Below are 18759 nucleotides of genomic sequence, written 5' to 3' on the forward strand. Positions count from 1 at the left end.
TACCTCATGTTGGTGGCTTTGACCGGGCTCCTGGCGGTCTTTCTTCACCTCTCACTGTTCGTCTATCAACTGGGTGCGCCAGTTAAGGCTGAGTATTGGCTGCGTGAGCTCAAAATCGTCAAACGGGTGATTGCAGCCAATATCAAGGGACCCAAACTGGTGGTCCTCGGTGGATCGAATGCGTTGGTTGGTATTGATTCGACCATGCTTGAGGAAACGGTAGGTATTCCAACAGTCAATCTGGCACTCCACGGCGCGCTCAACATTCACTATCTGCTCCTCGATGCGCGTGAGGTGCTGCGGCCATACGACTACCTCCTCCTCGCCCTCGAATACGAAGCCTATACCCGTGACCCAAACACGTTGTGGTTCACCAATCAAGTCATGACCTGGGATACGACGTACTTCTGGGATTTGCCGCTCAAAGACAAGGGAACCTTCATTCACGCAGTCCCCTTGAACCGTTTGATGGCAGGCGCAGTGGCACAGCTGCAACGAGGGCGTACGGCGAACGTGTTGCATCGAACCGTCGCGAACGATGACGATGTACTGCGTCGATATGCGCAAGCCTTCACCGATACATCGACCGGGTCCCGGGAGGTGTACTCAGTGGAGAATGTTGATGCTCATGGAGATCTCCGTCGTCTTCCACAAAGCCGATCGTATAGGGAAGATTCGGACTATGGACTCTCGACCCCCTTTGTCGCACCTGCGCATGTGTGGGATGAACTCCGAGAGTTTTCAGAATACTGTCAGGCACGGCACATTACGCTTTTCTTTGCATGGCCTCCGTCCATAAAGAGCCCTATGCTCGACGCTCCGGCAGTCATCAATCATGTGCAACAACATCAAGCATACATGCGCCAGCACCGTATGCAGATGCTCGGCCTCCCGTGGGAATTTTCCTATGAGCGGACGTTCTTCAGCGATACGGGGTATCATCTGACGCCTGCAGGGCGATCGAAACACACGGAAGCCCTCTTGCGATATTTGCGTCCCCTGATGCTCGCTCCTTCCTAGTCCTGCAATGGGCGTCCCGCGAGCCTCCTCCAACTCACTGGAAGTCACTCAGTCTCATTCCAGTTCCAGGTCGTGTTTACGCGGCGTTGATCGCTCGGACTTCTACCGCGCGCTCATCGACTTGGATGACGGGCAGTTCCCCCGGGTTCTTCACCGGCAGGTTGCGGAGGTGGTCCATGATTGCCTGCCATTCCTTAATCTCACGGATCGTGTCCTTCGCCATCCCCGTGGCAATACTGCCCTTGTCCGTCATGCCCGGCGGGGGCAGCAGATATGGTGTGTTGCTGTCGCCCAGAGGATGGGGATAAGCTGGTGGAGTGGTCCTGACAAAGACACCAGAGGGTGGCCCTATGGCCACCCTCCTGAGGCAGAGAGTTGTACAGCAGCGGATGCTTAAAGTTGTCCGGCCAAACGTGTCAGCGGGGGAGATCGAAGGAAATAATCCTATGACTTCCTTGTATAGGTGATTTCCATCATCTTCACTTCCTGACCGCCTTTATCGTCGGTGCCGTACATCTCGAACACATGGGTGTTGTCATCGACGATCTTCATGACGGAACGCAATTTCATATGACCGCGGATCGGACACGTGGTCTCGCCTTGCTGGTTGATGGTTTTCGCATCCCCAGCCATACCTTCCATTACATGCAAGCTGGTGGACATGTTATCCATCCAGGTGGACGTGTATTTCTTGGAGGTATTGTCGTACCCCGTGACACCCACGCCTTCGAATTTCTTTCCCATCATGTCGCCCATACACTTCTGCTTTAAGAACCGTCCGTCCATCACCATCTTGTGCTCGCAACTTCCCATGGTTTCCATTGGGGGTGTGTTCGGCTCCATCCACGACTTCGTCTTCGTCTCCCACTTGCCTTCCATCTTCGCCAGTTGCTTGTGCTGTTCACCGGGCGCGCCCGCTTTCTCCATCTTTTCCATCATTGCCTTCATGTCCTGTTTCTGCTCCTCGGCCACTGCCAATGAAGCCGACAGCATTAATCCTGCACCCACGAGCATCAACTGTTTCAATTGCATGATTGTCTCCTTTGGTAAGAGTCTGGTGAACTGTAGTCGCCTAAGTCTAGGTTCTGTTCGCGGCAAGGGCAACTACTACCTCCCTCTATAGCCCCAGCACAATGTCGGTGATGTTACGCTTGGGTTAAATTCACGGAGCGCGAGCCCGTTTTTTCAAAATGAATATCCGAGTCGGGAGGGCGAGAGATTCCCGTACCCGGTTCCCCATATCGCAGTGTGCTCTCAGGCTTTTGTGATGGTTGTTTCTTGATATGCATCTTACATTCCTCCCGAGTTTGAAATGAAGGTGGCACTCTTACAGAAAGTGGAGAGCCAGCGCACATTTCAAGAAGGAAACAGGAGGCGAGGACTAAAGCTGCCTAATCGGAATCAAACAGCGGGAGCGTGATCTGAAGGAAGACGGGAGGAATCTGAACAGAATAGTGCGGGAGCGAGCTTGGGGGCTAGCACGCACTGCTCTTCTCAGTAATCTGATCCAGTCAGTCTTTGGATAACCCCGGAATTTTACCGTCAATGATCAATTCCCCGAGAGCCAAGCCTTGGAGAGTAGCTTCTTCAGAAGTCTGGTAGGCATCCTGAGACGAAAAAGAGCGGGTTGTCTTGGCGTCATGCGGCGCCCAGGAGATGAAGATGCGCGCTTTCCACTGCTCCGTCCCAGCATGTTGAGACGGGCATGATTCAATTCGAAAGTCCTTGTAATAAACTGAGGTGCTGTCCACGGCATTCCTGTTTCTTCTCCCCCCTCTTAAACAAACCCAATTCCTGGCTTGGAACTACTAGTAAAAACCCCAGATCCTCCTCCGGCGCCCAACTGGTACTCTCCATTTAGCTCGTACATGCAAAAGGAGAGGCATATGGCCCCCACCTCACGGCGTCCCTTCTTGTTCATGGAATGCAGCGAGATACGGGAAATTCTCGGTGAGGCAGCCGAAGACGAAAGACGACTAGTCGAGTTGCTTGAGTCCGTACCTTTGGATTCGATTTACTTCCATACCCATAGCTATTTTCTTCGGCATAGCTACGTTGAACGCGTCTATCCCAACGATTTTGCACAGTGGGTAGCCATGGAAGTGCGGGACCATGTGTTGGCGGAACGCCTCGCAGTCGTGGATCCATTCGAATTCAGGGGGCTCGAAGCATTTCGAGGGGAGCTCATTTCGATAATCGACGATCATCTGTCCAAGATGCCTATCGTGCCACGCGTCATCTTTGGGCAACCGTTCTATTTCAACACGTCTCGCATCCTGCAAGTGCCAACGAGCAGGGAGGTTCGGACGCTGCAGGAGTTTCGGACGGCGCTGAGCGACGTGGAAGTGAGCGCGATCTATTTTCATGTCTTCGAAGCCCGCCATCGATTAAAGGAGGAAGAGAGCGATTTTTCTACATGGGTCGAACAAGGTCTTGGCTTTCCGGAACTTGCGGAACGACTGCGCGCCATTAATCCATATCTCGGAAGCCTCGAACGGCTGCGGTCCGCATTGCTGACGGCATGCGACGACTTCCTGAAATCTCAAGACAGTTCGGAAGAGAGGAGGGAATTGCTTTGATATCAGAGACATTGTGGTTTAAAGACGCCGTTTTTTATGAGCTTCATGTCAAAGCGTTTTGTGATGGCAACGATGATGGCATCGGAGATTTTCGAGGTCTCATAAACAAACTGGATTACCTCGAGTGGCTGGGGGTCGACTGTCTTTGGTTGCTACCATTCTTTCCCTCTCCCTTGCGCGATGACGGCTACGACGTTGCGGATTATCGACAAATCGCGCCGGACTACGGTTCGATGGAAGATTTGCGAATGTTCTTGGACGAGGCCCATCGACGAGGCATGCGCGTCATTTCCGACCTTGTGCTGAATCACACCTCTGACCAGCATCCCTGGTTCCAGGAAGCCAGAAGTTCGCCGCAGTCATCCAAGCGTGACTACTATGTGTGGAGTCAGAGCAATAGGCGGTATGACAAGGCAAGGATAATTTTTATCGATACAGAAAAGTCGAACTGGACTTGGGATCCAATGGCCAATGCGTATTACTGGCATCGGTTTTTCAGCCATCAGCCCGATCTCAACTATGACAACCCGGATTTGCAAAGGGCGATGTTAGACACGATGTCTTTCTGGCTGGAGCAGGGCCTCGATGGATTTCGCTGCGATGCCGTGCCCTATCTGTTTGAGCGGGAAGGCACCATTTGTGAAAACCTTCCTGAAACACATGCGTATTTGAAAGAAGTACGGAAACGAATCGATGAGAACTATCGAGGGCGAATTCTGCTCGCGGAAGCCAATCAATGGCCTGCTGATGTGCGACCGTACTTTGGTGATGGCGATGAGTGTCACATGGCCTTCCATTTTCCACTCATGCCGAGACTGTTCATGGGAGTGCGGAGCGAAGATTGGCACCCCATTGTGGACATGTTCACGCATACACCTCCAATCCCTGAAAACTGTCAATGGTGCCTGTTTCTACGGAACCATGACGAATTGACTTTGGAAATGTGCGCTGGCGAAGAACGAGACTATATGTATTATGCTTATGCACGAGATCCGCAGATGCGGCGCAACATTGGAATTGCTCGCCGCTTGGCTCCGTTATTGGATAACGATCGACGGAAAATCGAGCTGCTCAATAGTCTCGTCTTTACCCTTCCAGGAAGTCCAATTGTTTACTATGGCGATGAAATCGGGATGGGAGACAATGTGCATCTCGGGGATCGCAATGGTGTACGGACACCAATGCAGTGGACAGCGGATCGCAATGGCGGATTTTCAAAGACGGACCCGTCGAAGCTATACCTGCCGGCCATAACCGACTCGGTGTACGGATTTCAGGCCATCAACGTGGATTCGCAGCAGCAATCGCCTCATTCGCTATTGCATTGGATGAAACGCATGATTGCAGGGCGCAAAAAGTATCCCGCGTTTGGGCGTGGCACCATTGTCTTTCTGCGTCCCCAGACAGACAAAGTGTTCGCGTATTTGCGTGAGTACCGCGGAGAAACCCTCTTGTTGGTGCACAACCTAGCTGGATCGGCTCAAGCCGTGGAGTTGGACCTGGCTCGATTCGAGGGCGCAATTCCGATTGAGGTATTCGGCGACTCACGATTTCCGACAATCGGCAAGCATCCCTATGCGTTGAGCCTCGCGCCCTATGGGTTCTACTGGTTCAAGCTTCAGCGCACCATGGGCGACGATTTCTCGTATGGATTCGAAGAAAGCGTCATCTAATCCGTTCCGCTCGCTGTGGGGGCACCCGTGATGGCTCCAGGTTTGGATGAATATCGAAATATTGCACCAAAAGGCACGGTCGACTTTCTCTATCGATTGAGCGAGCAAGTGGCCGGCCGGAGTTTTGTGCACGTGAGTGCAGGGCGATACGGAGGCGGTATGGCGGAGGTTCTGCGCCGACTGGTGCCTATGATGAACACCCTGGGGATCGACGCTCGCTGGGAAGTTCTCGCGGGTGACCAGGAATTTGCGCAAGCGACGAAGCGCCTGATGAATGCGCTTCAGGGGCAGGACGAGCAGCTTACTGAGCAAATGCAAAGCGTCTATCTCAAGATCAACCAGCGCACCGCCCAAACCCTCAATTTGGACGCAGACCTCGTGATGGTCCATGACCCACCGCCCGCTGCATTGATCGAACACCGAAAGGGAGGAACCTGGTTTTGGCGATGTTATTTGGATATCGCCAAACCTCGCCAAGAGAGCTGGAGTTTTCTGCGGCGATTCATTGTCGGGTACGATGCAGCGGTATTTTCGCTTCCCGGATTCGCGCATCGACTTCCGATTCCGCAGTTTCTTATTTCTCCTTCCATCGATCCATTGAGCACAAAAAACCGTGAATTGACACGTGTCGAAACCAACCAGATCCTCCTTCGGCTCGGAATTCCGCGTGATAAGCCGATCTTGCTGCAACTGGCGCGTTTCGAGTGGTCCAAAGATCCGATAGGTGTGGTCAAGGCGTATCGCTTGGTCAAGAAACATCACGATTGCCGGTTAGTCCTGGCGGGCTCAGGCGTGACGCACGATTCGGAAGGCGAAGCGGTATTGGCACAGGTGCTGGAGGCAGCCGGCAGCGATCCGGACATCCATGTCTTGCAGTTGCCTCCCGAAGCAGACCTGGAAATCAATGCGCTGCAACGAGCGGCCACGATTGTCTTTCAGAAGTCAATCAGGGAAGGCTTCAACGTCGCTGTTGCTGAAGCCATGTGGAAAGGAAGACCGGTGATCGGAAGCATAGCGGGTGGAATAGCCGCTCAAATCGTGGATGGAGTGACAGGACATACCGTGCATTCCGTTGAAGGGATGGCGTTCAGAACGCGACTTCTCCTCAATAACCCAAGCCTCATGCAACGCATGGGTGGCGCCGGGCGAGAGCATGTGAGGAGGAACTTTTTGGTGACCCGTCATTTGAGCGATTTCTTGACCCTCATGAAACTCTTCGAAAAGCGCTAATACGGAACGGGAGATCGTGATGACGGAAATCTGGTGGGAGCAAGTCCGTGAGCAATGTCCTCACCTGCAGAAGGTGGATCTGCTGGTCGGACTTCTTACGTTTAACCAGGCGGCCAATGTGGAAGCGGTCACCAGAGTGGTGCTTACGGGCTTGCAGAAGTCATTTCCAAATAGCTCACTCCTACTTGTGAATGTCGATGTCGGATCGCAGGATGGAACTCCGGAGATTATTAAACGAACCGTCGGAAGTCTTGTGCCTCTCGCCATGCTCCAACAGCCTGCAGACGACGGGCGCATGAATCCCTTTGCCGTCAATCGAATGTCTTACTCCGGCATGCCAGGTCGTGAGGCGGCGTTCCGCTGTTTGTTCGCGATGACGGAACGACTGCAGGCGACGGCGTGCGTGGTTATCGATGCGAATGTCCGATCAGTGGCCCCGGAATGGATCCCCTTGCTCGGCCAGGTGGTCTTAGAAAAAAGTGCAGACTACGTAGCGCCGATGTTCCGGCGCCCACGATATGAGGGGAGCCTCACCAATAGTCTTATTGCTCCGTTGACTCGGGCGCTCTATGGACAACGTGTTGCCTGCCAGACCGGTGGAGGTTATGGCTTTTCGCGAAGAATGGCGAGCCTCTATCTGCAAGAACGCGTCTGGGAAGGCGATGGAGCTCGTTTTGCGATAGACAGTTGGTTGACGACCGTCGCCGTGGCTGAAGGCTGTCAGATATGGCAAGCGTTTCTGGGGGCCAAGATCGAGGATGTGAAAGCAACCGGAGCGGATGTCGCGGGAGTGCTCGCGCAAGCAGTAGGGGCCACGTTCCACTGTATGGAACGCTACGAAGACCGTTGGGAAAGCCTCTCTGGTTCGACTGTCGTGCCGGAGGTGGGCCAGCCAATGCAAGGCGGCACTGAGTCGCATACCATTAAGGTCGAGCGGATGGTGAACGGGTTTCGACAGGGCTTGAGAGATCTGCTTCCAATCTGGGAAATCATTCTCGCACCCGACACTTTAGCCGGGATCCTTCCGCTGGGGTTGAGTCAGGAAGATGATTTCGAGTTTCCGCTGCCGCTTTGGGTTCAGACCGTGTACGACTTCGCCATCGCGTATCACGAGAAACTTATCCATCGGGAGCATCTGCTCAGGTCGTTGACACCACTGTATCTTGGGCGCACCGCATCACTGGTACTGGAAACCAAGGACGCCGGCCATGCCGAGGTGGAACGAACGATCGAACAGGGATGCCAGATCTTTGAGAGCATGAAAGCCTATCTGGTCGAGCGATGGAGGTTCCAATGAACGAAATGTGGCAGGAAGCAATGATCGAGGCATATCGGGAGATGATGAGACGGACCGCCCTGTTTTTTCCCAAATTGATGGCGCTGGTGACATTTCTGATGCTTGGTGTGGCCATAGGGTGGCTCGTAAAGCTTCTGTTGATGCGCATACTGAAGGCTGTTCGATTCGATGCGATGTGTGAGCGAATGGGGTTGACACCCACCTTGGGAAAGGCCGGTATGAAACAACCGGTTTCTCGCTTACTCGGGCGGGCCTCGTTTTGGGTCGTATTCCTGTTTTTTGCGTTTATGGGCGTTGATGCCCTAGACCTTCCGGCCACCGCCAATCTTATGAGCGCGATACTAGGATTCTTGCCTCACATCGTTGCCGCGATCCTGGTCGCACTCGTGGGAATTCTCCTGGGGAATTTCAGTAGCGAAGCGGTATTGATCGCGGCAGTCAATGCGCAAATTCAAGGGGCTCGTCTGATCGCGAACCTGGTCCGATGGGGAGTGGTGATCTTTACCACCGCAATGGTCCTGACACAACTTGGCATCGCAAAAGAGATTGTCATAGCTGCCTTCTCCATCATATTTGGCGGCATCGTCTTGGCGATGGCCCTCGCGCTAGGGTTGGGAGGACGACACATAGCCAAGGAGGCATTGGAGCGGCGGCTGCGGCGGGAGAAGACGGGCGACGAGTTCACACACATTTAAGGTCGCTTGGAAAGCACGGAACGAACCAGAAGCAGGGGGTGGCATGGCACATGGTCAGGGCAGACAACGGGTGGTTATCGAAGGCGTGCGGCCCGAAATTGACGGAGGAAGATTTCCGATCAAGCGGACCATAGGGGAGGACGTCATTGTTGAAGGGGATGCGTTCGCCGACGGCCATGACGTCATCACCATTCTGCTCCGCTATCGTCAGGAAGCGATTCAGAAATGGACCGAAGTGCCGATGGCATTTCTCGGAAACGACCGGTGGCGCTCCTCGTTTCAAGCAGTCGAATTGGGGCGATGGCGATACACCATCACGGCTTGGGTTGATCGCTTTGCGACTTGGCGCCGAGATTTAGTCAAGAAGATCGAGTCAGGGCAAGACATACAGCTGGAGTTGCTGATTGGTGCGACGCTCATCGAAGAAGCAGCGGAACGAGGGAACGCAAGAGATCGCCAATTGCTTATCAAGACAGGCAAAGATCTTCGCTCGAAGGCCATTCCCGATCAGGAGCGCATTCAGATGGCAGTAAGTGCGGACATCGAGACTATGATGGCCAAGTATCCTGATCGGGAACATGCCTCTACGTACGAGCGGGAATTGACTGTCGTCGTCGACCGTGAGAAAGCCCGTTTTAGTGCCTGGTATGAGATGTTCCCCCGTTCATGGAGTCTCACAGCCGGACGGCACGGCACCTTCAAAGACTGTGAAGCAAGCTTGCCATATATTGCGTCGATGGGATTTGACGTGCTCTATATTCCCCCTATTCATCCCATCGGAGAAACCCACCGAAAAGGTAAGAACAACGCGTTGAGCAGCAGTCCAGAGGACCCCGGCAGTCCATGGGCGATAGGCGCACAGGAAGGCGGGCACAAGGCAATTCATCCGGAATTGGGAACCGTACAGGACTTCCGGAGTCTCATCGAGCAGGCTCAACGGTGGGGCATTGAGGTTGCCATAGACATCGCCTTTCAATGCTCGCCTGACCATCCCTATGTCACAGAACATCGTGACTGGTTCCGGATCAGGCCGGACGGCACGGTGCAATATGCGGAAAACCCTCCCAAAATATATCAGGATATCTTCCCTCTGAACTTTGAGACCGATCAATGGCGAGAACTCTGGGAAGAATTGAAGAGCGTTATCGTCTATTGGATCGGAGAAGGGGTTCGGATCTTTCGAGTCGATAATCCGCATACGAAGCCGTTTGCCTTTTGGGAATGGCTCATCAGAGACGTGAAGCAAACCCATCCGGAAGTCATCTTTCTTGCTGAGGCCTTCACGAGGCCAAAGGTCATGGCGCGGCTGGCCAAACTTGGATTTAGCCAGTCGTACAACTACTTTCCATGGCGAAACACCAAATCCGAACTGGTGCAATATTTCACGGAGCTGACACGAAGCGAGTTGCGGGAATGTCTTCGGCCCAACCTTTGGCCCAACACGCCGGATATTCTGACCGAGCATCTGCAGCACGGGGGACGGCCAACCTTCATGGCTCGGCTGGTCCTGGCAGCGACGCTGGGGGCAAATTACGGGATCTATGGTCCCGCGTTTGAGCTCGGGGAGCATGTTCCGCGTGAACCGGGAAGCGAAGAATATATGAACTCCGAAAAATATGAGATCAAGCAGTGGAACCTGGAGAATCAGGGCAGCCTTCGTGAGTTTATCGGGATCGTGAACAGCATTAGACGAGAGAACCCGGCGTTGCAAAATGATTGGAGCCTACGTTTCCACCAGACGTCAAATGATCAATTGATCTGCTACAGCAAACGAACCAAGGATAATGCGAATGTCATTCTTATCGTCGTCAATCTCAGTCCTCATCACGTGCACTCGGGATTGCTGGAGCTGGACCTAGAGAGTTTGGCAGTCGATCCTAAAGCGCCGTTCCAGGTACAAGACCTTCTGGCACACACCTATTTTCTTTGGGAGGGACCGCGGAACTATGTGGAGATAGATCCTCAGTCGGTTCCAGCCCATATTTTTCGCATCCGAAGACGAACACATACGGAACGGGATTTTGACTATTACCTCTAAAGTGACCAGAGAAGCAGGAATGGTGTCATGCTGAGGGTCAAGGAAGATTGGCAGGGTCTGTTTGAAGGAGAGGGGGGCATAGCCGAGCTCAGTCAGGCTCTGCCAACAATACTACAGACACGTCGATGGTTTGGAGGAAAAGCCCTTCGCATTGCGAAGGTCGAGATCGCCGATTCCATCGTCATTCTGTCCCACCCGGCGGTCAGAATGCTGATTCTCCGTGTCATTTACGAATCTGCCGATATGGAAAGCTATACCCTTCCCCTAGGGGCGGCATTTGGGGAAGAAGCCGATCGTATCAGACGGGATTCTCCTCATGCCGTCCTCGCGCCGATTATGGTTCGAAAATGCGAACATGATGTTCCCGGCATATTGTACGATGCGCTCTGGAACCCGGATGTCGCGCTCTCGCTTCTTGACGCGATCGGTCAGAGCTCCCGCTTTCCCGGAACCGCCGGGTCAATCGCTGCTACCTCCACAAATACCTTCACTGAGCTCGTCCCATCGCGGATGGAACTGGAACCAGTCCTGATGAAGACAGAGCAGAGCAATACATCGATCGCATACAGCGGGCGTGTCATCTTGAAGCTCTATCGCCGAATAGCAGAGGGAGTGAACCCGGATCTCGAAATTGGCCGCGCTTTGACGTACAGACAGTTTCCCTATGTACCATGCATCGCCGGATACCTTGAATATCACGACAGGTTTCGCCGGAGCGCGCCGCTGGCAGTATTGCAGAAATTCGTCGCGAACGAAGGGGATGCTTGGAAAAGAGGTCTTGAAGAGTTTGAGCGATTTATTGACCGTCTCGAAACAGCACATCTGTGGAAGAGCCAGCCTCCTGCTTTTCCATCTCACCCGTTCGATCTGGCGCAAGCTCCCTATTCACCCCCACCTGGTCATCTTATCGGACCATTTTTAGAGTCTGTCAGACGACTGGGGAACCGAACCGCGCAACTGCATGTGGCGCTCAGCCAGATAGTGGATGATCCGGATTTTGCGCCGGAACCGCTGACACGTGACTCCCGACGAAGGCGATATCAAACTATGGTGGAGAATCTGACCGACACGCTGTCGCTGGTCAAAGAGCGTATGCAGTTACTGCCGGAGAATGGACAAGCCCTGGCTGAAATCTTGATCGCGCTGCAATCCGATCTCGATCAGATGTTCAGCGCGTTTGAGAATATTGAAACAGCGATTTCCCTGATTCGTTGCCAAGGAGATTATCATCTGGGACAAGTCCTCTGTGTAAAAGACGATTTTATGATTATTGATTTCGAGGGAGAACCGGCTCAGTCATTGGCCGAACGTCGAATGAAACAGCCTGCTTTCGTGGATGTTGCCGGAATGACTCGATCATTCCAGTACGTGCCCTTCGTCGTCTTGAAGGGTAAAGGCGCGCAATGGAGTCCGTGGGCGGCATTTTGGTCAGGATGGACCAGTGCTGCATTTCTGCAAGGCTATCTGGAGCTTGCAAGTGGCAGTTCATTCTGCCCCCGGAATAGCGAAAGCGCCCGAGTCCTGTTTGATGCGTATCTGATAAAAAAGGCGCTGTACGAATTGCGCTATGAACTCAATAACAGACCGGATTGGGTCGAAATTCCCCTTCATGGTCTCGTAAACATTATCCGTCCGGCTGACCAGCGGCAACAGCCATCATAGGTCCCGACCTCTCGAACGCGTGTAGGTGCTACGCAACAACCAAGGTATTGCCATGACAAAGATGCCAGGTAACCCGAAGACTGACAATCATGTGACGTTGCTCAGCATGGATGATGTGTACCTCTTCAATGAAGGGACGCACTTTCATCTCTACGATAAATTGGGGGCACATCTTATCCAGCATGGCGGAACTGCTGGAGTGCATTTCGCGCTATGGGCGCCAAACGCTCAAGAAGTGTCAGTCATAGGTACATTCAATGACTGGAAAAAAGGCAGGCACGTCCTGACTCCTGTGCGAGAATCTGGCGTGTGGGAAGGGTTTGTTCCGGATATTGGCAAGGGCATGCTCTATAAATTTCACATTGTGTCACGGACCGGCGGGTACGAGGTGGACAAAACAGACCCCTTCGCGATTTTCAACGAAACTCCTCCTAAGACGGCATCGATCGTATGGGATTTGGACTATGAGTGGCGCGACAGTCAGTGGATGGCCAACCGCCGGAAACACAATGCATTGAATGCTCCAATTTCCATCTATGAGATGCATCTGGGGTCGTGGAAACGAGTGCCGGAGGATGGAAACCGCTCTCTGACGTACCGCGAGTTGGCGACGACATTGCCGGAATACGTGAAGAGCATGGGCTTCACGCATGTGCAATTTCTGCCGATCATGGATCATCCTTTCTTTGGCTCGTGGGGATATCAAGTCACTGGTTACTTTGCGCCGACCGGGAATTACGGGACTCCACAGGAGTTCATGTATTTAATCGATGAACTCCATCGATATGGTATCGGAGTCATCCTCGATTGGGTGCCGTCTCATTTTCCCACGGACGGTCATGGGTTGAGTTTTTTCGACGGTACTCACCTTTACGAGCATGAGGACCCCCGCCAGGGATTCCATCCTGACTGGAACACCTGCATCTTCAATTACGGGCGCAACGAAGTGCGAAGTTTTCTTATCAGCAGTGCGCTGTTCTGGCTGGAAAAGTATCATGTCGACGGACTGCGTGTGGATGCGGTCGCGTCGATGCTCTATTTGGACTATTCACGAAAAGAGGGCCAGTGGATCGCGAATCGATATGGAGGCCGTGAAAATCTGGACGCCATCGAGTTTTTGCGCAGACTGAATGAGGAGATCTATCGGGCCTATCCCGACGTTCAGACTGTCGCTGAGGAATCAACCGCCTGGCCCATGGTGTCCAGGCCAACCTATGTCGGGGGATTGGGGTTTGGCCTCAAATGGGACATGGGTTGGATGCATGACACACTGGAGTACTTCAAGCAGGATACGCTTTTCAGAAAATACCATCACAACAAGCTTACCTTTCGCACGATGTATGCATTCTTCGAAAACTTTGTGTTGCCGCTGTCTCATGACGAAGTGGTCTACGGAAAAGCATCTCTGCTCGGAAGAATGCCCGGGAATGAATGGCAGCAATTCGCCAATCTCAGACTTCTCTTTGGATACATGTTTGGCCAGCCTGCGAAAAAGCTCTTGTTCATGGGTGGCGAATTTGGCCAACGCAGAGAATGGGGCCATGATACAGCGCTTGACTGGGAATTAACTCAATACGATCAGCATCGCAATATTCAACGCTGGGTTGCCGATTTGAACCATCTCTATCAGCGCGAGTCCGCACTTCATGCGCGTGATCTGAATTCGGGCGGGTTTGAATGGATCGATTGCAACGACGCCGAGTCCAGTGTGATCAGCTTCATTCGAAAAGATGGATCTTCTGACGACCTGATCCTCATTGTGTGCAACTTCACCCCAATCCCACGGAGGAATTATCGCCTTGGAGTTCCTTGCGGAGGCTCTTGGAGGGAACTCCTGAACAGCGATGCCACACAGTATGGAGGGAGCGGTTGGGGTAACTTTGGGGGCGTGACGGCGGTTCCCATTCCTTTGCATGGCCGGACTCATTCCGTCACATTGGCATTACCCCCATTATCCAGCCTATTTTTTAAACACGATTCCCGCTGACATTGCTCGAGATGAGGGTGGTTTGCCTTGCTCTTCTGTGAGCCAATTACGGAAGGGGCAACGAGAATGTCGGTTTACTGCAACGGGGACATGCGACCGGCTATTGATGGGGATAAAGGTTGTCGACGAATTTGGTGGAGGGCACCCGCTGCCTGACTTATTTCGGCCCACAATCCTGGTAAAACTGCTACAACACCGCAGGGAATCTACAGGGTAATTAAACTGTCATCCTTCAGACGTCAATGTCACGGACATGCTGGTATCCCGTAAGGGATTGCACAACTTTAATGGCATCCTCCATGTTGTGTTTGTCTCTTACGTCGAAGCATCTAACCTTTCGCTTCGCGAACTGAGCCTTATTGACTCTACTGACATGGTCACTGTCGTCAATAAGGGGTCCAGCTATAGAAAACACCTTTTTGTCGTCATCGACAATGGCAAGGTAGATTGGCGCCTGTTTCATAGAGTGTCGAGCATTTCTGAAGCGAGCGGTTAATATTCCCTCCCAAGGCTTCTTTAATAAGTAGATTTAGGAAGCTTTCCGTAGGCACACTATAAATTAAACTCTTTAAAACTAGTAGGGGAGTCATATGGATTCCTTTCCGCCAACTGTTCCGAATGACGATGCAGTCCACCTCATAGGAATGAAGGGTTACTGTAGGCGCCCATCAATCAGATAGGTGTGGAATGCAACTGAGGTAAGGCATTCTGGCGGAATTTATTTCGTCCCACAGGTCTTGTGAAATTGCTACAGCTAGAATCTTCCAAGCGTATGGCCTGAGGAATGCGCCGAATTTTCATGGACGGTTAGTCAGGGGTAAAGCTTGTTAATCACCAGACAGAGACACCAATAGAGACTTCAGCGAGCAAAGACGTATTGCTGTTCTTCTCGCATCTCAAGAGGGGATATCCATGATGTGATGTGGAACAACGCTTGCGAATTCAGGGATTCCATTCTGCATGTCCCACACATGAAGATGGTGTTCATAGTCTATATCCCACCTAATGGCTTTATCAGTGCCTCTCCGAACAGTACAACTTGCGCCGCCGCTGTCCCTTCGCAAGGCATGGGATTTCTGCAAATTGCGTCTGAGTAGGACATCTAAAATAGTACTCATTAATTTCTGGGTTTTACCTGTACTCGAAAGCACGCCAGAGTCTCGCACTGAAGTAAGAAATTCGTTTCCTATCCTAAACGGTGGCGTATCCTCCATGGTGGCCTTTAAACCTGCGCTAATCGATTCCTTCACCCAAGCGATTCTAATCGATCGTGCGACGCTTTCCTGATCAAAGGCGGTTGATATCAGTTCACATTCATCAAGTGCGCAAACCAAGGAGAGGTGGTCATCGCAGATGATGATGCTTTCCTTCAGAGAAAGTGGGGTATTTACATGGGTTGTTGCTGAAGTAAATTCGATCAAATCTATGTCTGCATGAACAGCGGCCTCGGAGACATTGTTTGGCCGAGTTGCCACCGCGAGGACATGATTCGAGCGGTTACGATCCAAATGTCTTAGATGTATTGAGAGAATAACTAATAATCTTGTTAGTTCATCGTGGAAAGGGTCGTTCGTCCCTGCTGAGTGAATCGGAGGTGTGCATTGAAACTTAGTCCATGACGCATCTTGTATTCCCGTCTCGGCTTCCAATGCCATTGATTTGGTTAAAATAAATGTCACCACACTTGCTATATCGTTTATGGAATATTCCCGAATTCCAAAACTCTGGAATGATTTACTTAGATCCTCACGATTCGGATAGGAATTTGATGCAGCAAGAACCTCGTGTGAGCGTAATGAAATGCAGAGAGCTACCCAGTTAGCATTTAGAATGCTGCTCCACTCCAAGAGCTTACGTAGATACTCTTCGAAGGAATTGCGACCCAAGAGAGGATCAGGCACGGCGAGCACGCCTGGATGCAACGTCACTCTAGGCATTCTTGCGGTCAATCCCGAGTCGCTTAGCCATTGCCGCGCGTAATATTTGCTCAGCTTCTCGAGGTGATTCGTCGAAGAAGCCGTGTGGCCAGTCATCAATGGCGCCGTACCTGTTGATACGAAGCTCACGATACTTCGACCGTCCCTCCTCGTTCTCAACAAAATAGACACGCATGAGGTTAGAGAGTTTGTCATCAGTGTCCACGGCGGCGCGGTATCTGAGCCTATTAATTAAATACTCGCTATGTGTTTCAACAATGCACTGTTTCTGAAGTAACGCCATAGATAGCATGAAGTCCGCTAATAATGACTGGACCTTTGGATTGAGGTGAATTTCAGGTTGTTCAAAGACTAGAACCGATCCGCTGTCTGCCAAGAGTGACATGACAAGAATGGGGAGGACTTGACTAACACCTACACCCACATGAGAAAGGTTGTGAAGATCTTGGGCTCCTCCTGTCGCTACCTGAAGTTCATGGCCGAATATCCCTCGATCCCGGGTTCGAAACTGAGTTACGACGGTCAGATAGCTTAACCAGTCCTGGATAGCGTCTTTGAGAGCAGCAATCTTTGGTTCCATTGCTGTCCCGGGTTTTTTGAAGCAAGAGGATGGGATGTAGCGAATAGGCGAGTTCTTGTAAAGATCAAGTACTGCCGCCGTGTGTTGTCCTTTCAATCCTACATCACTTGGGTCGGTAACACCTTCCATGGGATACACTGCTTTGGGCTCATCTCTAAGAGGTCCCAAATACTTGAATGCCTCTGAAAAGAGCATTCTGATCTGATGGTGTATTCCTGAAAGTTCCTCGCCAAGTGGGAAGGAAGTGAGAGTTCTATTCGCGGATGAATTGCCTTTCGAAAGCTGTATCAATTCCTCTTCGTGTGGTTCGACCAAGGCTCTAAATCGTCTCTGTCCAAAGTAGGAAATAGATTTGAGGAGATTGCTAGGTGTGAGTTCCTGATGAAGCTCCTGTAGTGAAGCCTCTAATCGCCTTGATCGGACTTCGGTCAAATCAGGAACTTTGAGCTGTGCTCCGCTATTTAGAATGTCTCTCAACTTCTCGAGAAATGGGATTGAGAGATATGGAGCATCATCTTCGTCGAAGGTCGCTGGTTCTTCTGATGAAAAGTTATTGACGATTTGCTTCGCATACTCTTCGACGCTGTCGTAAGCCATGGATAGGGATGTTGGTAAAAAATGTGAAAGATGTGCTCCAACAGCCTTGCTCCTTATTGGAAGTCTGAACCCAAATCGGCGAGATTTAAAGGACTTGGGCTCAACAACCTCGTATGCCAAAGCTATGAGTTCATTAGGAGGTACAGACTTAGAGTTCAGACCGAGTTCCTTTATGCGGTCTTCAATTGGCTTGTTAAGTCTTCTAAGTACAACGCTATTTGCTTCAGGAGCATCGGCTATTCGAGCGGACATCCTGCAGTATGTCAAGAGTGGTTGCAGTTGAAGTATCTCCTTTGACTCATCCTTTGCTTCAGCGGAGAAAGCAAAGTCACAGTCAACGGTTGCGCCTGACAGTTCTGGCCGGCGAAGAATTCGTCTACCCTTGACGATCTCTCCCCTCCCCGTTACCCGTTGCTCAGTAAACTCTAAGGTGAACCCGATGGATATATCTTTCTTCCCACTATTGCTTGATGCAAGATCCTCAAAGGTCCCCAACCTAGTAATGTGACCATTCAGCACGATCGGTTTGGAGAATACTTGATTGTCGATTGTCTGTGTGACGAGAAGCATTGACTGAATAAATGTACTCTTGCCAGAGCTATTTGCCCCGGCGAATACCGTCAAAGGAAGAAAGCTAAGTTCTGTTGGGTCATACACTGATTTGAAATTGTGCAGACGCCATTTTTGGATCATCAAAAGCCTCGGGAGTTAAATGCTTTTGCCGTCAAGGATCGTGATAACACGTGGCTACGCTACCATACCAAAAGAGAGTGGGTAGGTCCACGGATTGGATTGCCTGGAAAGGCATGCCGATCGAAATGCTTCGCACATGGGACGTTTAAAAGGCTCGTGCGAGGGTTGCGAATTAATTGAAGCAGCTAAGATTTGGTGAGAAATTGAATTGTGTCTTAACGGAACCAGGTCGGATTGGTTCAGTCTTTGCCCATGTCTTGTCTTACGATATATCCACGGTGGAGTCGGGCTTGGATCGATCCATAAGCCTTTTTTGGCATCACGTGCCTCTTGTTCCAGTCTTTGTAACTCCGAGTTTGCCGGGGAATATTTGCGATACCACCAGCACCACCCTTCCTTAACTAGTTTGTGATTGATATTCGTCCCATCGGTCAACATTACGTCGGCAAGAGTGCGTCCGTATCTGTCGACACCATACCTATCTAGAGTCACATCTTTACCGTAGATGAGTGTCGCGGCAGCCTGCTTTGCTTTCTTACCGTAGGCTTGTCCTCTCTCGGGACAATCAATCCCGATCAGGCGAATGCGCACGATACGGCGATCTTGTAGGACTTCGATTGTGTCACCGTCAATAATGCTCACCACTTTTGCCGAATTGTTTGCAGTAACAGAAGAGATAGCAAGTGTAGGCAGCAGGAAGGGGCAGGCGAGGAATAGGGATTTTAGGAAATTTAAAAACATTCAATAGTCCTGTAACTACTTGATAGTGCT

Annotated in this window: 15 protein-coding genes; 9 read left to right on the forward strand and 6 right to left on the reverse strand. The window is 51.6% G+C overall.

Annotation, left to right across the window (positions count from 1 at the left end):
• Positions 1-6 precede the first annotated feature (6 nt).
• Positions 7-1020 carry a hypothetical protein gene (locus tag NSJP_RS10090; protein WP_080886781.1) on the forward strand — a complete coding sequence of 338 codons (1014 nt, stop codon included), beginning with the start codon at positions 7-9 and terminating at the stop codon, positions 1018-1020.
• A 76-nt stretch (positions 1021-1096) separates the two neighbouring features.
• Here the strand turns inward: NSJP_RS10090 and NSJP_RS19255 are convergent, their stop codons facing one another.
• The 3 genes from NSJP_RS19255 to NSJP_RS20125 form a co-directional block, all read right to left on the reverse strand.
• Positions 1097-1378 (reverse strand): hypothetical protein, encoded by a 282-nt coding sequence (locus NSJP_RS19255; RefSeq protein ID WP_155970061.1) that lies wholly within the window; start codon positions 1376-1378, stop codon positions 1097-1099.
• 86 nt (positions 1379-1464) lie between these two features.
• On the reverse strand, positions 1465-2052 hold the full coding sequence (locus NSJP_RS10095) for a DUF1579 domain-containing protein (protein ID WP_080886782.1): 588 nt from the start codon (positions 2050-2052) through the stop codon (positions 1465-1467).
• A gap of 479 nt (positions 2053-2531) precedes the next feature.
• Positions 2532-2771, reverse strand: a complete 240-nt coding sequence (locus tag NSJP_RS20125) for a CV_2116 domain-containing protein (RefSeq protein ID WP_080886783.1) — start codon at positions 2769-2771, stop codon at positions 2532-2534.
• A 135-nt stretch (positions 2772-2906) separates the two neighbouring features.
• On the opposite strand from NSJP_RS20125, the gene NSJP_RS10105 reads away from it, so the two are divergent.
• Genes NSJP_RS10105 through glgB form a run of 8 tightly spaced genes read left to right on the forward strand, consistent with a single transcriptional unit; the run spans position 2907 to position 14181 of the window.
• Complete coding sequence (locus NSJP_RS10105) at positions 2907-3599, forward strand: DUF5752 family protein (protein WP_080886784.1); 693 nt, start codon at positions 2907-2909, stop codon at positions 3597-3599.
• Positions 3542-5272 carry a maltose alpha-D-glucosyltransferase gene (gene treS / locus NSJP_RS10110; protein WP_080886785.1) on the forward strand — a complete coding sequence of 577 codons (1731 nt, stop codon included), beginning with the start codon at positions 3542-3544 and terminating at the stop codon, positions 5270-5272. The genes NSJP_RS10105 and treS overlap by 58 nt, the downstream gene beginning before the upstream one ends.
• A gap of 30 nt (positions 5273-5302) precedes the next feature.
• A complete protein-coding gene (locus tag NSJP_RS10115; protein ID WP_080886786.1) occupies positions 5303-6502 on the forward strand; it encodes a glycosyltransferase in 1200 nt (399 codons plus the stop codon).
• A 19-nt stretch (positions 6503-6521) separates the two neighbouring features.
• On the forward strand, positions 6522-7799 hold the full coding sequence (locus tag NSJP_RS10120; protein WP_080886787.1) for a glycosyltransferase family protein: 1278 nt from the start codon (positions 6522-6524) through the stop codon (positions 7797-7799).
• The gene (locus tag NSJP_RS10125; RefSeq protein WP_080886788.1) at positions 7796-8494 is read left to right on the forward strand and encodes a mechanosensitive ion channel family protein; all 699 of its coding nucleotides are present in this window, start codon (positions 7796-7798) and stop codon (positions 8492-8494) included. Before NSJP_RS10120 ends, NSJP_RS10125 begins: the two co-directional genes overlap by 4 nt.
• 43 nt (positions 8495-8537) lie before the next feature.
• The gene (locus tag NSJP_RS10130; RefSeq protein ID WP_080886789.1) at positions 8538-10532 is read left to right on the forward strand and encodes an alpha-1,4-glucan--maltose-1-phosphate maltosyltransferase; all 1995 of its coding nucleotides are present in this window, start codon (positions 8538-8540) and stop codon (positions 10530-10532) included.
• Between the two features lie 27 nt (positions 10533-10559).
• Entirely contained in the window at positions 10560-12194 is a 1635-nt protein-coding gene (locus NSJP_RS10135) for a putative maltokinase (protein WP_080886790.1), read from the forward strand.
• 52 nt (positions 12195-12246) lie between these two features.
• The gene (glgB, locus tag NSJP_RS10140) at positions 12247-14181 is read left to right on the forward strand and encodes a 1,4-alpha-glucan branching protein GlgB (RefSeq protein ID WP_080886791.1); all 1935 of its coding nucleotides are present in this window, start codon (positions 12247-12249) and stop codon (positions 14179-14181) included.
• Between the two features lie 896 nt (positions 14182-15077).
• On the opposite strand, the gene NSJP_RS19260 is transcribed toward glgB, so the two are convergent.
• From NSJP_RS19260 to NSJP_RS10155, 3 genes are read right to left on the reverse strand one after another with little or no spacing between them, the layout of a single operon-like run.
• Positions 15078-16109, reverse strand: coding sequence for a hypothetical protein (locus NSJP_RS19260; protein WP_155970063.1), 1032 nt, complete (start codon positions 16107-16109; stop codon positions 15078-15080).
• 1 nt (position 16110) lies between these two features.
• Complete coding sequence (locus NSJP_RS10150) at positions 16111-17988, reverse strand: AAA family ATPase (protein WP_080886793.1); 1878 nt, start codon at positions 17986-17988, stop codon at positions 16111-16113.
• Positions 17989-18042: 54 nt separating this feature from the next.
• Positions 18043-18729: a thermonuclease family protein gene (locus NSJP_RS10155; RefSeq protein ID WP_080886794.1), complete on the reverse strand. Its 687-nt coding sequence runs from the start codon at positions 18727-18729 to the stop codon at positions 18043-18045.
• Positions 18730-18759: the final 30 nt, after the last annotated feature.

This window comes from Nitrospira japonica, from assembly GCF_900169565.1.
Lineage (GTDB): Bacteria > Nitrospirota > Nitrospiria > Nitrospirales > Nitrospiraceae > Nitrospira_C > Nitrospira_C japonica_A.

Coding starts and splice junctions, on each gene's coding strand:
- NSJP_RS10155 (WP_080886794.1), bottom strand. CDS start 18,729: ATGTTTTTAAATTTCCTAAAATCCCTATTCCTCGCCTGCCCCTTCCTG.
- NSJP_RS10120 (WP_080886787.1), top strand. CDS start 6,522: ATGACGGAAATCTGGTGGGAGCAAGTCCGTGAGCAATGTCCTCACCTG.
- NSJP_RS10105 (WP_080886784.1), top strand. CDS start 2,907: ATGGCCCCCACCTCACGGCGTCCCTTCTTGTTCATGGAATGCAGCGAG.
- glgB (WP_080886791.1), top strand. CDS start 12,247: ATGACAAAGATGCCAGGTAACCCGAAGACTGACAATCATGTGACGTTG.
- NSJP_RS10125 (WP_080886788.1), top strand. CDS start 7,796: ATGAACGAAATGTGGCAGGAAGCAATGATCGAGGCATATCGGGAGATG.
- NSJP_RS10130 (WP_080886789.1), top strand. CDS start 8,538: ATGGCACATGGTCAGGGCAGACAACGGGTGGTTATCGAAGGCGTGCGG.
- NSJP_RS10115 (WP_080886786.1), top strand. CDS start 5,303: ATGGCTCCAGGTTTGGATGAATATCGAAATATTGCACCAAAAGGCACG.
- treS (WP_080886785.1), top strand. CDS start 3,542: ATGCGACGACTTCCTGAAATCTCAAGACAGTTCGGAAGAGAGGAGGGA.
- NSJP_RS10150 (WP_080886793.1), bottom strand. CDS start 17,988: ATGATCCAAAAATGGCGTCTGCACAATTTCAAATCAGTGTATGACCCA.
- NSJP_RS10095 (WP_080886782.1), bottom strand. CDS start 2,052: ATGCAATTGAAACAGTTGATGCTCGTGGGTGCAGGATTAATGCTGTCG.
- NSJP_RS10135 (WP_080886790.1), top strand. CDS start 10,560: ATGCTGAGGGTCAAGGAAGATTGGCAGGGTCTGTTTGAAGGAGAGGGG.
- NSJP_RS10090 (WP_080886781.1), top strand. CDS start 7: ATGTTGGTGGCTTTGACCGGGCTCCTGGCGGTCTTTCTTCACCTCTCA.